Annotated in this window: 16 protein-coding genes; 3 read left to right on the plus strand and 13 right to left on the minus strand. The window is 47.4% G+C overall.

Annotated features, from left to right (window positions below):
* Positions 1-79 precede the first annotated feature (79 nt).
* The 8 genes from BLS69_RS11195 to BLS69_RS11230 form a co-directional block, all read right to left on the minus strand.
* Positions 80-841 carry a DeoR/GlpR family DNA-binding transcription regulator gene (locus BLS69_RS11195; RefSeq protein ID WP_091031480.1) on the minus strand — a complete coding sequence of 254 codons (762 nt, stop codon included), beginning with the start codon at positions 839-841 and terminating at the stop codon, positions 80-82.
* Between the two features lies 1 nt (position 842).
* Positions 843-2,336, minus strand: a complete 1,494-nt coding sequence (locus tag BLS69_RS11200) for a rhamnulokinase (protein ID WP_091031482.1) — start codon at positions 2,334-2,336, stop codon at positions 843-845.
* Positions 2,337-2,572: 236 nt separating this feature from the next.
* Positions 2,573-3,088, minus strand: coding sequence for a DUF2500 domain-containing protein (locus tag BLS69_RS11205; protein ID WP_256332278.1), 516 nt, complete (start codon positions 3,086-3,088; stop codon positions 2,573-2,575).
* 110 nt (positions 3,089-3,198) lie between these two features.
* Positions 3,199-5,001, minus strand: coding sequence for an oligoendopeptidase F (pepF, locus tag BLS69_RS11210; RefSeq protein ID WP_091031485.1), 1,803 nt, complete (start codon positions 4,999-5,001; stop codon positions 3,199-3,201).
* Between the two features lie 353 nt (positions 5,002-5,354).
* Positions 5,355-5,714 (minus strand): winged helix-turn-helix transcriptional regulator, encoded by a 360-nt coding sequence (locus tag BLS69_RS11215; protein WP_062833989.1) that lies wholly within the window; start codon positions 5,712-5,714, stop codon positions 5,355-5,357.
* A gap of 266 nt (positions 5,715-5,980) precedes the next feature.
* The gene (gene hxlB / locus BLS69_RS11220) at positions 5,981-6,544 is read right to left on the minus strand and encodes a 6-phospho-3-hexuloisomerase (RefSeq protein ID WP_047842632.1); all 564 of its coding nucleotides are present in this window, start codon (positions 6,542-6,544) and stop codon (positions 5,981-5,983) included.
* A gap of 4 nt (positions 6,545-6,548) precedes the next feature.
* Positions 6,549-7,181, minus strand: a complete 633-nt coding sequence (hxlA, locus tag BLS69_RS11225) for a 3-hexulose-6-phosphate synthase (RefSeq protein ID WP_091031487.1) — start codon at positions 7,179-7,181, stop codon at positions 6,549-6,551.
* A 377-nt stretch (positions 7,182-7,558) separates the two neighbouring features.
* A complete protein-coding gene (locus tag BLS69_RS11230) occupies positions 7,559-8,641 on the minus strand; it encodes a lactonase family protein (RefSeq protein ID WP_091031489.1) in 1,083 nt (360 codons plus the stop codon).
* Positions 8,642-8,855: 214 nt separating this feature from the next.
* Between BLS69_RS11230 and BLS69_RS11235 the strand changes: the two genes are divergently transcribed.
* Positions 8,856-9,785 (plus strand): AEC family transporter, encoded by a 930-nt coding sequence (locus tag BLS69_RS11235; RefSeq protein ID WP_091031492.1) that lies wholly within the window; start codon positions 8,856-8,858, stop codon positions 9,783-9,785.
* On the opposite strand, the gene BLS69_RS11240 is transcribed toward BLS69_RS11235, so the two are convergent.
* From BLS69_RS11240 to BLS69_RS11260, 5 genes are all read right to left on the minus strand, one after another.
* Entirely contained in the window at positions 9,763-10,353 is a 591-nt protein-coding gene (locus BLS69_RS11240; RefSeq protein ID WP_091031495.1) for a DUF2062 domain-containing protein, read from the minus strand. The two genes, BLS69_RS11235 and BLS69_RS11240, sit on opposite strands and share 23 nt — an antisense overlap.
* Before the next feature lie 58 nt (positions 10,354-10,411).
* On the minus strand, positions 10,412-10,870 hold the full coding sequence (locus BLS69_RS11245; RefSeq protein ID WP_091031497.1) for an OsmC family protein: 459 nt from the start codon (positions 10,868-10,870) through the stop codon (positions 10,412-10,414).
* Between the two features lie 20 nt (positions 10,871-10,890).
* Positions 10,891-11,658, minus strand: a complete 768-nt coding sequence (locus BLS69_RS11250) for a DeoR/GlpR family DNA-binding transcription regulator (RefSeq protein WP_036608860.1) — start codon at positions 11,656-11,658, stop codon at positions 10,891-10,893.
* Positions 11,659-11,795: 137 nt separating this feature from the next.
* Positions 11,796-12,926 carry an NADH-dependent flavin oxidoreductase gene (locus BLS69_RS11255; RefSeq protein ID WP_091031500.1) on the minus strand — a complete coding sequence of 377 codons (1,131 nt, stop codon included), beginning with the start codon at positions 12,924-12,926 and terminating at the stop codon, positions 11,796-11,798.
* Between the two features lie 188 nt (positions 12,927-13,114).
* Complete coding sequence (locus BLS69_RS11260) at positions 13,115-13,792, minus strand: SOS response-associated peptidase (RefSeq protein ID WP_091016984.1); 678 nt, start codon at positions 13,790-13,792, stop codon at positions 13,115-13,117.
* Between the two features lie 228 nt (positions 13,793-14,020).
* On the opposite strand from BLS69_RS11260, the gene BLS69_RS11265 reads away from it, so the two are divergent.
* Together BLS69_RS11265 and BLS69_RS11270 are read left to right on the plus strand one after the other, a co-directional pair.
* A complete protein-coding gene (locus BLS69_RS11265; protein ID WP_051449705.1) occupies positions 14,021-14,542 on the plus strand; it encodes a zinc metalloprotease in 522 nt (173 codons plus the stop codon).
* 44 nt (positions 14,543-14,586) lie between these two features.
* Positions 14,587-15,258 (plus strand): hypothetical protein, encoded by a 672-nt coding sequence (locus tag BLS69_RS11270; RefSeq protein WP_091031502.1) that lies wholly within the window; start codon positions 14,587-14,589, stop codon positions 15,256-15,258.
* Positions 15,259-15,299 lie beyond the last annotated feature (41 nt).

Genomic DNA, 15,299 nt, shown 5'->3' on the forward strand with positions numbered 1-15,299 from the left:
ATTGACTAAGAATATTTGCACTAAACACTCCGTTTCGTGTAAATGTTTAGTTCAATTTATATAGATAAAATTTAAAAGCTTAAACCGTAATAATCCCTATGTCGTATCCACTCAAACGGTCAGTCTGTTCAGCCTCCAATGGCTGATTGGTAATGATCGTATGGACTGCATTTAACCCGGATACTCGGGCAAAAGCACGGACACCAAATTTACTGGCATCTGCAAGTAAGATGACTTGATCGGATATGCCAACCATCTTCTGCTTCAGCCTTGCCTGGAGTTCATTGGATTCACTGATTCCGCCACCTTCGAGATGTACACCTTTGCACGACATGAACATTTTATCCACGTGATACGTTTCCAGAGAACGCTCCGCGAGCGGCCCAACAAAAGACAACGAGCGAGATGCCAGCTGGCCCCCTGTTGAGATGACTTCAACCTTGTCACGGTTGCTGAGTTCAGTGGCGATTTGGATCGAGTTGGTTAAAACCGTCAGCGGGAAATCCGGCATATTCGCTGCCATATAACCTGCCGTTGTGCTCGCATCCAACAGAATGCGATCACCCGGATGAATCATCGCCAGAGCCGCTTGTGCAATGCGCTTTTTCTCTTCCGCATGGGTTGTCTCCCTGATCCGGTAAGGGATCTCCGGTTGATCTTCCTTCACACTCACTGCACCACCGTGAGATCGGCGCAGTCGTCCTGCCTGTTCCAGCCGATCCAGATCCCGCCGGATGGTTTCCTCCGTCACCCGGCAGCGCTCACTAAGCTCGGATACACGCATACTGCCCTTTACGTTCACCATCTCCACAATCCGGTCATACCGCTCGGCTGCCAGCATGTTACACCTCACTCCCCGCTTGTGAATTAGATGAAGCCGTCACACGCAGAAATCTGCCGTAAGCATCTTCCCAGATTGACCTGTCCTGCGGCTCATATGCAGTTACCGAAAATGAATCACGAATGGCCTTACGTGCCTCCCAGATATCTTTAAAAGCTCCGCTCGCCATCCATTGCACAGCCATATTCCCGATGGCACTTCCCTCTGCCGGACCTGCCCATACCGACTTGCCAATGGAATTTGCAGTCCACTGACATAACAGTCGGTTCTGGATACCTCCACCGACCATATGCAATCCGTTGAACGTCTGTCCCGATAATTGTTCCGTCCATTCCAGGACTCTCCTATACTTCAATGCCAGGCTCTCCAGAATTGCCCGGGCAATAGCCCCCTGATCCTCTGGTACCACTTGCCCTGTATCACGGCAATACTGACGTATTCGGGTCGTCATATCTCCTGCTGGCATGAACAGTTCATCATCCGGATCAAACAAACTGGCAAATGGAGGTGCCTGTTCCGCCTTTGCTAATAACGCATCATAGCTAATTCCCTGCCCTTGGCGGTCCCACTCCCGCATACTTTCCTGCAAAATCCATAAGCCCATAATGTTCTTCAGCAGACGGAATGTTCCGCCCGCCCCGCCTTCATTCGTGAAGTTCAAGGCCAGACTCTCGGTACTAATCGCAGGATGATCTATCTCCGTACCCATCAGGGACCAGGTTCCACAGCTCAGATAAGCAAAAGAACGTTCCGTTGCAGGAACAGCCACAACGGCTGAACCCGTATCATGCTCCGCAACAGCGATCACGGGAATCGGAGACAATCCCAGATCGTTACAGATACTGCTTCGCAATTGTCCAACACGGGTGCCTGGCAGCACGGCTTCACCAAACAGTTTCTCCGAAATACGAATATGCGCCAGCAACTCACTATCCCACTGCCCCGCTGATGGATTGTATAATTGTGTTGTGGTTGCATTGGTGAACTCATTCACCGCTTCCCCTGTCAGGAAATAACGTAGCAAATCCGGAATCATGAGAAAACGCTCTGCTTCATGAAGTAACGGGGAACCGCTGCGTTGAAGCGTTGCCAATTGATACAAGGTATTAAAGCTAAGAAACTGAATCCCTGTACGTTCGAAGATTCGCTGAGAGCTCAGCTCTTGGCGTACCTGATCCATCATGCCGTTAAACTGTGTATCACGGTAATGATACGGGTTACCCAGCAACTCACCATTACTGCCAAGCAAACCAAAATCAACGCCCCAGGAATCGATCCCCAAGCTCTCCGGCTTTTCTCCCTGCTGTTTCACAAGTGTAAGCCCTTGCAACAATTCATGATGCAATCGCAGAATATCCCAGTGCATCCGCTCGCCAACCTTCACCGGTTCATTCTTGAACCGATGAATTTCGCTTGTTTCGATCCCACGATCATTTAGATGTCCCAGTAACGCTCTCCCGCTCCCAGCGCCCAAATCATAAGCCAGCACACTCACCGCGCTTCACCAACCTTTCGAACCCATCCTATTTTCCAAACGGCATCTCTTGAATTCAGTCCGTAACCCTGTACTTTATTCTGTATTTATTGTTTGTTTGTTTTTGTTTAATACTGTTTTACTTTATTTTACGAGTATATCACCATTGTAAGCGTTTGAATACCCTTCGCTTTTTCTTTCTTTTGGGTATACCAAAAACGACTCTCTCCCACCTGGGAGGAGCCGCATTTCTTTTTTTACGTATAAAATTGACCTTTGCTTACCCCCGACTGAGGCTGTACATCTCTCCCAAAATGCTTGAAGCGTGTCCCCTGATACGTCAGCATTCCTCGATCATTTTCCACCATCATGCCATAATGGTTTCCGCCAACAATCAGTTCAGTGCGCTCCCCATTGTCGAATTCAAATGTAACATAATACCGGGTAGTCGCACTGCTATCGCCGCCTCCACCTGAGACTTCGGTTCGTTTGGCCACCACCTTTGAGTGCAGGGTTAATAAGGCCGCTGCGTTATTCGATGACCACGTGCGTACCCCTGAAATAATTACAAAAACAATAACTCCCGCAATGATGAGAAATATGCCGCCAATGAAAATCGAAGCAAATGCATTCATTGTAGCAAACTCATTGAATCCCGAAAAAAAACCACCCTGATTTCCTTCAAAACCTGGTACTCCATTCATGTCGTCAAACACACCAAAGCCGTCTACGCTTAATCGGCCCATCGATGAGGACACGCTCGTTAACGCCATTCATCATCGTTCCTTTCCCCTTGCAAAAATAAGATGCACCGCCCCCACGCAAGGAAGGCGGTGCATGCAGACAACCCGTTCTGCCTTGTCCGTATACTATATGAACCAGATCAGGAATACAGACGTTCAAGTTCGTCGACCAGACTGCCGACATAAGCAACCGCGGAGCGAATCGGCTCAGGTCCGGACATATCCACACCCGCAAGCTTCATTAACTCCTGTGGTGTGAGACTTCCACCAGCTTTGAGTGCATCAAGCCAGCGATCTACCGCAGGCTGTCCTTCTTCCCGAATCTGCTGTGCTGCCGCGGTAGAAGCCGTCAAGCCTGCCGCATAGGTATATGGATATAGTCCCATATAATAATGAGGTTGTCTCATCCATGTGAGTTTGGCCCCTTCATCAATTACCAGCTCAGGTCCCCAGAATTCGGAAAGGATGTCTCCTTTGAGCTGACTTAACGTCTTCGCCGTAATGGGCTCATCTTTGGTTGCGCGTGCATAGACCCTGCGCTGTAATTCACCTTCCAGCAGATGTGTAACAAAGTTATGGTAATACGTATTCAACAGTTGCAAAATGACCCAGCGACGCATTCTCGGATTATCGGAACGTTTCAATAGATGATCTGCCAGCAGCATTTCATTCATGGTCGATGGTGCCTCAATGAAATAAAGAGATGGCCGTGTATTCGTGAGCCGTTGGTAACGTCCCGCAAGCATGAAGTGGCCTGCATGCCCCACTTCATGGGCAAGTGTAAATGCTCCACGCATATTGTTTGCCCATGAAATTAAGATATAGGAGTGTGAACCATATATAGAGGAGCAAAATGCCCCTGTGGATTTGCCTGCATTATCTGCGTAATCCACCCAGCGATCACGAAATGCGCGCTCTACGATCTCGCCGTACTCCGGCCCAAGCACATCAAGTGCTTCTCGAATGAGTGTGCACGCCTCATCATATGTAATGGCAGGGCTAAATTCAGGATCAAGCGGCGCCTTCAGATCACAAAACATCAGTTTGTCCAGACCCAGCTCACGTTTCTTGAGAGCCGCCAGTCTGCGCATATGAGGTGCGAGTTCCTGCTGGATAATATCCAGAATATTATTGTACATCTCTTTGCTCACTTGCTGTGGGCTGAGAAGCATATCTGTAACATCGTCGTAACCACGCAGCCTGGATAATACAACCTGTTTCTTCACTTCAGTTGCATAACCTTCTGCGAACGTATTTTTGTAATCATTTAATGTCGAGCTGAATGCAGCATAAGCAGAACGGCGCAGCTTGGTATCAGATGACATCTCATAATTATTTTCATAGAATGACCAGGACAGTGGACGATTATTGTCCTCTCCATCAAGAGCATCGTCAAACGTCATGTCTGCCAGTTTACCGCGCAGATAGATACGGTATGGCGAATCCAGCACCTCTCCAAGTGAGGCAAGTACCTTCTCGGTCTCTGGCGTGAGCCGATGTTCTTTTTCTCGAATCAAACGCTCCAAACTGCGCGCATACGGCTCCAATCCCGGAAGTTCTTCAAGGTACCGTTCAACGGTTCCCTCCGGCAGATCAACGATCTCCGAATTGACAAAAGACAAGGACGACGACAGATTTGATAGGATATCTCCTGCTTTAGCTGAATTCTCAATATTCACCGGATTGGTGCTGTCCTCTGACTGCTTCAAGCGGGCATAAGAAGCCGTCTTGCCGATCCGCTCCTGCAAAGCTTCGCGCGCATCCAGACAAGCCAGCAATTGTTCAGCGCCTTCGCCAAGACGTCCTTTGAACGTTGCGATCTGGGCAGCAGCCTGAGGAAGTGATCGAAGCTCCTGCTCCCACTCTACATCGTTTACAAACAAGTCTCTCAGATCCCAAGTGGTTTCTGGGTTTACCTCAGCACGTGTACGTATTTTTTCCATCTGTATATGTCATCCTCCTTGCATTTCCAATATCTCTCATCGTATCATATTCCGCTCATATATACATGACATCTCCTAAAATGAGACCTATGGTCCAGATGACAAATTAGTTGATCCGTATCACTCCAATGACAGAATAGCCTTCTGATCGCCGTTATCCCCAGATTTTTTTGATCCCTTTTCCAAAGGGAACATCCGGGGATAAATGCGAACGCTTCGCTTCTTCAAGCTGTTTCTGTCCTCTCCGTTTCGTATAAACTTTTGCTCATGTGACCATGGTTTGAAAGCAACTAAAAAACCGCTGGTTTATGGAAGAATCCATTTACCTAGCGGTCATTCTGAATATAAATTATTTAGCTTTCTTTCCAGATTACATTTTCACCGTAATTTTTACCCCAGTTATACATCGCGTGCAGGACAGGCATCAGGCTTTGACCGTGATCTGTCAACGTATACTCCACCCGAGGAGGTACCTCTGCATACACCTTGCGCTCAATCAACTTGTCTTCCTCCAGCTCACGTAACTGGTTGGTCAGCATCTTCTGGGTAATATGAGGGATTAGGCGTTTCAGCTCACTGAAACGTTTGGTACCTTCCAGACCCAAATGCCACAAAATAATCAGTTTCCATTTGCCACCGATCACCGCAAGGGTCAATTCCTTCTCACAGTTGATTTCTTTCAGATTAATCCGTTCCTTGACTTCGGCTGCCATGGCTCCGAGCCCCCTCATCTTCAATCTTATATCGCGTATATTACACATATCACGGGGACACTTCACACGAGGTAAGCTTTCCGCTCCATGCATGATGTAATAAGTACATTCATTCGATACAGCTATCTATTAATTCTACTACAGCCTGGTCGGGATGCAAAGTTTAACTGTAAACCACGTATAAAACCTATACAGATGAATAACTATATATCGCAGAAAAGACCAGAACCCTCATAATCAAAGGATTCCGGTCTTTCATCTATTCACTATTCCAGGTTCGCGTGGCGACCAAACATATCCGCTCCGGTCATCCCCTTCATTTCCATCATCGTAAGGATGAGAGCATCCATACCGATTAACAGTCCTTGTTCAAACAACGAGCCCATCGGCTGAATGGTTACTGCCGCTCCGGAAGTTGCTGTGTCCTCTTTGGCTGAAGCCGGGAGACGCACTACCGTAGTCGCCAATTTCCCAATCGTGGACTCTGGCTTAATCGTAATGAGACCTACAGGTGCACCAGCTTGACTAGCCTTTTGAGCCATGGCTACCAGACTGCCTGTCTCTCCTGAGCCAGAGCACAGCAAGAGGAAATCCTTCGAGCTGATCCCAGGTGTTACGGTCTCGCCCACCACATATACACGAAGCCCCATCTGCATCAGTCTCATGGCAAAAGCCTTTCCCATAAGTCCTGACCGGCCTGCTCCTGCTACAAAAATCTGTTCCGCAGCCAGAATATGTTCAGCCATCGCTTGCATCTCTGCATCGTCGATCTGGCTTAACGTACGTTCCAGCTCCTTCAAGATGTCAGCTGCGTATTGCGTTTTGCTCATCTGCTTACCCTTGTTTAACGAGACGTTGCATTTCAGCTGCAACTGCCGCTTTGTCTGCTTGTCCTGTGATACCGCCGCCTACAATAACCAGATCCGGTTGTGCTTTGATTACTTCTGGCAATGTTTCCAGCTTGATTCCACCAGCAACAGCAGTTTTAGCATTTTTCACAGCAGCTTTGATCGCTTGCAGATCTTCGAACGGGCTTTGTCCTTCAGCTTGCAGGTCATAACCTGTGTGTACACAGATGTAATCTACGCCAAGCGCATCAATCTCACGTGCACGTTGTTCAAGGTTAGGCACGTTGATCATGTCCACAAGAACTTGTTTGTTTTGTTTCTTCGCTTCTGCTACTGCACCTTTGATCGTACTGTCATTGGTTGCCCCAAGCACAGTGATCAGATCCGCACCAGCCTCAGCTGCTTTCATGATTTCATAACCACCAGCGTCCATGATTTTAAGGTCTGCAAGAACTTGCAGATTAGGGAATGCTTCTTTCATCGCTTTTACCGCGTGCAAACCTTCATTAATAACGATTGGAGTACCAATCTCAACGATATCAATATATTGTTCAACCTCTTTAACCAGTGCGATACCTTCAGGGATATTTACCAAGTCAAGCGCCAATTGCAATTTCATCATTTATTTCTCCTTTGTTGTTCAAGTATGATTCGTTCCTGTAAAAATAATAATCAGATATTTAGCCTGCACCAATTTGTCTGTTCAGATGCATGCAGTGTTTGTTTTGGCTACTCACTCATTGTAGACCCTGACTATCCATTCAGGAAGTACGCACTTTGAAGTGGGGTAGTTACTTGGGCGATACTACTGATAATTATTGGTTGTTAGGTGAATCAAATATAGAATTAATCCTCTATTCCAATCCGCCCGCTTACAGCCGAGCAGCAGCCTAATCATCCAATTAGATATTCAATATAAAAAGACCCCGCCACATGGCAGGGTCGTTATCGTTATCATTTTCAATCCAGCCAGGGCTGGTTTAGAAATTTATCATTTTACAGATATACTGGTTTCACGCATACCGGCTTGGATACACCTGTGCTGTGACCTGTGTATTTCAAACGTCCGCTCTCCTGATCTACCGTGAATGTCACGAGGTTGTTTGTATCGCGGTTAGCTGCGATCAGCAATTTGCCGTTAGGTGTCAGAGCAAAGTGACGCGGGTGCTCACCTTCAGCAGATACATGCTCAACCAGTGTCAGGTGACCTTTGTCTGCATCTACTGCAAATACAACGATGCTGTCATGTCCACGGTTAGAACCATATACATAACGTCCATCATTGGAAACAGTGATTTCAGCTGTTGTATTCTCTTTGCCATCATATCCATCAGGCAGTGTAGATACTGTAGACAATTCAGTCAACGTGCCCGCTGCTGCATCATATTTGAACGAAGTAATGGAAGAATCCACTTCATTGATGACATATGCGAATTGACCATTCGGGTGGAACGCCAAGTGACGTGGGCCAGCTCCCGGATGCGTTTTGGTTTCACTGTGCAGCACAAGTTCATTTTTGTCTGCATCAATGGAATAGATCGCGATGTTATCTGCGCCCAGATCCTGTACCATCATGTATTTACCATCCGGGCTGAAGAATGCGGAGTGAACATGTGGCTTGTCCTGACGCTCAGGATGCGCACCTTGTCCTTCATGTTTTTTCTCGTCCAGAAGCGCTCCAATTTCACCGTTATCCGTCAAGGCTTGCAGACCTACCAGACCACCGTGGTAGCTGGAGAGAATCAAGTATTTGCCGGAAGGATCACGCTGGATATGACATGGTGGTGCTGAAATGGAGTCATTCCGGTTCAGCAACGTTAATTTTCCTGTAGAAGGATCAATGCTCAGAGCTACAGCTTCAGACATTTTGTTGCCTTCAGCTGACGCTGTTTCACCAATCGCATACAGTTTGTTTCCTTCAGCATCCACGTTGACAAACGTTGGGTTTTTCACGCCCGCGATGCCGTCAAGCTTGGACAAGCTGCCTGTATCCTCATTCAATTCATATGCATAAATGCCCTCATTTTCCGCTTCGGCGTAAGAGCCAGCAAGTACGAGCAAGCGTTTTGATTCACTCATTACAGTTTCCTCCTCTATGTGTATGTAATCTTGTTGCACCTCTTCTATAATAAATCTGCCATATCAAAATAGCAATCCGCTGTCGCTGCACATCAGGGAAATCCTTAGTTAAGCAAGGCGATTACTACACATGATCATACTGAAATCCATTCATATGAGGTGCATCTTCTGCTATGATAAGATAGGTTTTTCATCCAGAAGGGACTGAATTGCATTGCTTCACTCATTTTTACTCACCTTATACCATGTGTTCCTGCCGATATCACTTCCCGTGATTGGAGGTATTCTGTTAAAACGCTTCAAAAATTGGGATACCCGGTCGCTCTCGACCTTTTCTCTTTATATTTTGAGCCCTGCACTCATCTTCAATACATTGCTGCATGCAGAGATTACCTGGACGGACGTCACCAGCACGTTCTGGTTCTCTATTATTAATCTGATTGCTCTGTGGGCACTCGCCGAGCTGTTAAGCCGGGTTTTCCGTCTGGGTGCAAGCGAAAAAGCGGGCCTAACCCTCGTCTCCACGTTTACGAACTGCGTGAATTACGGGCTCCCGCTTGTACTGCTTGCCTTTGGTCAGCTTGGACTGGACAAGGCTTCCGTCTACGTCATTGGACAGATGATCATTGTTAATACGGTAGGTATCTTTTTTGCCGCACGATCCGAATTCACGGTGAAAGATGCGATTCTGTCCGTTTTCCGCATGCCATCCATCTATGCTGCTGGCATCGCCATTGCGCTGCGTGCGTCCAATCTGAGCCTGCCTGAAGCGCTGGATGGAGGGATTTCCATGCTGGCTGCGGGCTACTCTCCTGTCGTTCTCGCCATTCTGGGAGCACAGATGCTCAGACCAAAAGGTACAACGGCACCTTGGCTGCCCAATGTACGCCGAGCTTTCTGGACCGGGCTTGTAGTCCGTCTCGCAGCTGCGCCGATCCTGTCCTGGCTGATACTGACCGCGCTTCAGGTCGAAGGTACGTTGTTCAGTGTGCTGCTGATCCTCGCATCGATGCCGACCGCAGTGAACGCCGTTATTTTGGCTGAACAGTTCAATGCTTCTCCGCAGTTTGTATCCCGCTGCATTCTGTGGACCACAGCTGCATCCATGTTGATGCTGCCCATTATGATTGTGATGGCTTCCTGATTAATACCGGAGGTGATACCGAAGCGCTATCCGCTTGTCGGCGTTTCTCCAGCCGGCGTTCATAACGCCGGTTGAGCGCTCTGACGTAGAAGAATTTTACGACAAAGTACGAAATCACACCCAGAATGACACCAAATACGGACATGCCTGCCAGAATATCCAATCCACCAAGCAACAATTCACTCACGGCCGACCAGTTTCCGCGAAACAGCTCCATGAATGCACTCTCATGTACCAGTCCCTGTCCCATGCTGTGAGCAGGCAATATCCATGAGCCAATTTGTTTGGCGAGTGGCATCAGAATAATAGGTAAAAACGTAAGTTTCCCGATCACATTACCAACAATCGCTGCTGGCACCGAACCCCCAGACAGTCGCACAATCGGATAAAATACGAGATATATCAGGGAAGCGGTCGAGATCACGATCAGTTCCAGTCCGAACCCTATAGCAAATCCGGTAGATACTTTATGGGCACCTCCGGGAGCACGTAACAATTTGAGAAAATTCAGCTTCATAGCACGTGTTAAACGTACCCAGCGGTTAGTCTTGCGCTTCTGTGTGTTCATACCGAATTACTCCTTATTTTACACAAATGACAACTTGAATTGTCTATTCTTCAGTATATCACACCGCGTTAGCTCCTGTAGTAACAATGACCGGCTGTGTCTCCATCTGGACATTACCTGCCACCGCTCGGGAGATCATACAGGAGGATTCAGCCTTATGCGCCAGGCGCTCAGCCTTGGTCAGGTCCGCCTCTGAAGCATCTTGGCTGAGTACAATCCGGGGTCTATGTACGATTCGTTCGTACGTAAATACGTTATTTGTAACATCTACCGTTGCTTCCGATTCAAGCGTCAATTCATCCGGCGTAATATCCGAACGCTCCAGCATCGCTGCCAGCGTGATCAGGTAACAAGTGGAGGCTGCACCCAGCAGCATCTCGTCCGGGTTAGTTCCCGTACCGGGTCCGCCCATCTCCTGCGGAATCGATATGACCGTTTTTAACCCACCTGCCTCGATTGTCCCCTCACTGTTACGCCCACCATTCCATACCGCTTTCAGATGAAAAGGATGTTTCATGACATTCATTCCCTTCTTGTTTACACACGTATACACGTAATATTCTGCTCAATCAATGCGCTAACGTGCTCTTCATCTACGCCCTGATCTGTAATCACTTTGCCCACACTGCTCATCTCAGCAACTCTGGTAAACGCCTGTATGTTAAATTTGCTGGAATCTGCAAGTAGAATGACCTCATCTGCAATATGGATCATTTTCTGCTTCACCAAGGCCTGTAATTCATTGGATTCACTGATGCCTTTGGTCAGATGTACTCCTTTGCAAGACAGAAACACTTTGTCCACATGATAAGCATCCAGCGAACGTTCGGCCAGCGGTCCTACAAAAGACAGTGACTTCGAAGCCAATTGCCCACCTGTGGCAATCACACGAATCTGCTCTTTGTTACTCAGCTCAGCGGCGACCTTAATCGAGTTGGTTAATACCGTCAGTGGAATGTTCGGCAATCCTGCCGCCATATACCACGCCGTTGTACTTGCATCCAAGGCGATCCGGTCGCCGGATTCCACCATTTTCACCGCTTCGCTTGCAATTCTGCGCTTCTCTTCGGCGTGGGCTACAGCCCGTTCCGGATACGGAATCTCCGACTGTAACTCATCCTTGTATTTTACGCTGACCGCCCCGCCATGGGACCGTCTGAGCCTGCCCGCCTGTTCGAGCTTGTCCAGATCACGACGAATCGTTTCTTCCGTCACCCCGCAGCGCTCACTAAGTTCGGTCACACGCATGCTACCTTGCGTATCCACCCATTCCACTATTTTCTCATACCGTTCAGCTACGAGCATATTCCTTCACTCCAAACCGTTGATTATCCAGTTGATCCTGTTCATCCATCATACCACAGAGCGATGACAAGAAGAATCTGGACCATGTGCAAAAAGAGGGAGCTTTCGCCCCCTCCATTCCAGTTCTGAAGTGTATGTTATTTATCTTCTGCCATAGGGAACCAGCCCGGTGTGTGGATAATTGCATTCCACAATCCGTCAGGGATAACCAGACGTTCCTGATCGGATTTGGTCAGAATTGTCTCGATATCTTCTTCGCGTCCGCTCTCGATTTTCTCAACCCAATCCGGTTCAATAATCAACTCACGTCCAATGGCAAGTAGTGGTACTCCCGTTTGAAGCGCCTCAGCAGCCTGATCAGCCGTATGAATTGAACCTACGCCAATTACAGGCAATTTGCCGTTCACACGATCCAGGATGAATTCCATTCTAGAACGTGTATCTGCTTCGCCACGTCTTGGCTTGGACCAGAATTCGTTCAGGGAAACGTGCAGGTAATCCAGATTTTTATCTTTCAATGCATCCACCAGTGCATACGTGTCTTCCATTGTGAGTCCCGGTGTTTCCGGTTCTTCCGGGGAGAAACGGTAACCAATGATGAACGGCAGTTTGGTATGTTCGGCAACCACTTTCTGAATCTCATCCACTACAGCAAGCGGGAATGTCAGACGTTTCTCTACACTTCCGCCCCAACGATCTTCACGTCGGTTGGAATGCGGGGAGAAGAATTGCTGGATCAGATAACCATTAGCACCGTGAATCTCAACACCATCAAATCCGGCTTCGATTGCACGACGTGTCGCTTCACCAAAGTCTTTGATAATGGAAGTAATCTCGGCATCCGTCAACTCTCTTGGTTCAGGTGATCCTGGACGCTCACTCGCAACCGCACTAGGAGCAACCACTTGACCCGCAGGTACAGCTTGTTCAGGTGTCAGACGGCCCGCATGGAAAATTTGCAACACGGCAACGGATCCCTGTTGTTTCATGGTGTCAGCCAATCGTTTCAGCCCAGGAATGAAGCGATCATCATATACGCCAAACTGAGCTGGGAAACCAATGCCATGCTCTGTTACATGGCCTACAGCCGTAAGCGACATGCCAGCACCACCAGTGCGACGTGCATAATAAGCAAGTTCAGCATCGGATATGGTACCATCAGCATTCGAGGACATATGAGTCATGGGAGCGAGCACGATACGGTTTTTCAGTGTAATACCAGTCGGCAGTGAAACTTGTTCAAACATCTGGTTAAACTTTGGATTCATTCGTGGTTCCCTCCTGATTATAAATATCTCTTTTAATAGATATATGGATATGTGCGTTCACTTACTGTAATGATTATAGTTACGTTTCACTGCAATTGCAACTTTTCATTTTCTGAAAGGAAAAAAAAGAGCAGAGTGTCTCCAGACTCTCAGCCCTCTTCATCTTCTTCACATCATCCAAAGGATATTCAGAAACTCCGAACGTAAGCCAGCTTCTGATCCATCTCTTCCACGCATTCGTAACAATCGTGTTCATCGTTGGCGACCATTGGGGTGACTGGATACAGATTCATCTCTGTACTGTTATACGATTTTAATAACGGTAGCAACTGAGTCACCCGTGTATTAGCCGGATCAAGCCAGGTGTTGATCTCTTCCTCAGAGAGGATCGCTGGCATTTTACTGCCAAACTCGCGTGTAACCATATTCGCTCCTGTCATAAGCATCGTGCAGGTACGAAGCGGCTCTTTCCGTGTATCTCTCCACACCTCGTATAACCCAGCAATACCGAAGAGACCACGATCCGGCATGACAACACGAACTGCATAACTTTTTTTGCCCTCTTGCCGCCAGTAATATAATCCATTGCAGGGAATGACGCAGCGCTTGGTCTCTACCAGTTTGTAATAGGAAGGATTCTCATGCACCGTCATAAGATTTGCGTTAACGGCATCACGACCCCAGAATGGAATGAACCCCCACCGGAACTCATCCAATACACGCTCACCATCCTGATGCAAAATAATCGGCGTATGCTGGGTTGGGCTGATATTGTATCGGTTTTTGTAATAATACATCACTCGCTGAATTTTGAAATGATCTCTGACTTCGTCCAAATCGGCTGCCAATGAAAAACGGTTGCACATGCTCAAGCACTACCTTTCCCTGTGAGAAGTTGTACGTATTGTTTGTTATTTCAGGGAAATTATGCATGCATATCGAACAGAAAATGACTTATTTTGACACCATTAGGGTCTGATCTAGATATATTTCATGTTTTTCACGACAAAAACAACGACCTCGGACTCATTTCAACTCAAATATTACTTGTTACTATAATAGAGAATAAAATACATTTATTGGAGGTTTTAAGTATGAAAAGGAAGTTTTTGATGAGCATCATGTTGTTCTCAGCGATTGCGATGTTTGGCAGTACCATCTATGCGGCAACCTTTCTGACCTACGGTTATCCCAGCACCACCATTCCCATTCGTACGTATAATTACGCCTCCTCATGGCAGACTCCCATGGACGCTTCCCTTACCAACTGGAACAATGCAGGTGCCAAAGTTAAATTCACCAAAACAAGTAACTCCCCAAACACCATCACCGCAGGAAACTTCAATAATACAGCATATGGTGTCAACTACGCCTCCGTATCCGGCAGTCAAGTCGTAAGCTTCCGCATCGAACTCAATGCATCCACAATCACCCCTGACGCAACCAACTTATCCAACTTCATTCAAAGCGTATTTGTCCACGAACTCGGTCACTCCATCTGGCTCGGTGACAACCCAACAACAAGCAGTCCTTCCATTATGTCTTACTCCCGCAACCGCAATTCCATGACCCAACCCCAAACTTTTGATATCAATAACGTAAGATCCAAGTACTAATCCGTTACGAACTTATCCCAAAAATCCAAGGAGGATCCCTATCCATGAACAAAAATCGAGTATTAACGCTGCTTCTCTCTTCCATTTTCATTTTATCTGCTGTTGGATGTTCTTCTGTTACACCTACCGCGTCCACATCCGATGCACCCATGACCATTATTGCTTCTGAAGATTACCCGAGTTATGCCAGCATTGGCGACCTGTCCGAGAGAGCAAATACAATTGTGAAAGGCAGTGTTATTGAGACTCGTGTGGAAGCTTTAAACGATATCGTACAAGTTACTGATGCTGCTAATGAAAACGAGTTAAACCCCGCGTCCAATCCGGGCGGAGAGCCATCTTCTTTTGACAAAATCTATACGATCCATACGATTCAGGTCGCTGAATCCTATAAAGGCGGTTACACTGCCGGGGAAAAACTTGAAGTGAAGCAACTTGGCGGACAACTAGGCAACACCGAAATTATTAATGATGACAACCTCAAGCTGATTCCTACCAAAGACTATGTACTCTTCCTGGAAACGTATGAAGACACCCCTGCCAGCCTGCTCAACTCCGTTCAGAGTCTCTACGTGATCAAACCTGCCGCCAAGTCGAACCAGCCGGGTCAGCAACAATCACCGTCAGAAGTCATTGTGAGTGCAAATCCCGAGAATGACCTCACACTGCAACTGGAGGATCTGCAAGAAATTCAGAACGAACAAAAGAGCGAATAAACTCTTATACGGTAATCACACTGCTACTTCATCTCCCTACA

This window comes from Paenibacillus sp. CF095, from assembly GCF_900101225.1.
Classification (GTDB): domain Bacteria; phylum Bacillota; class Bacilli; order Paenibacillales; family Paenibacillaceae; genus Paenibacillus.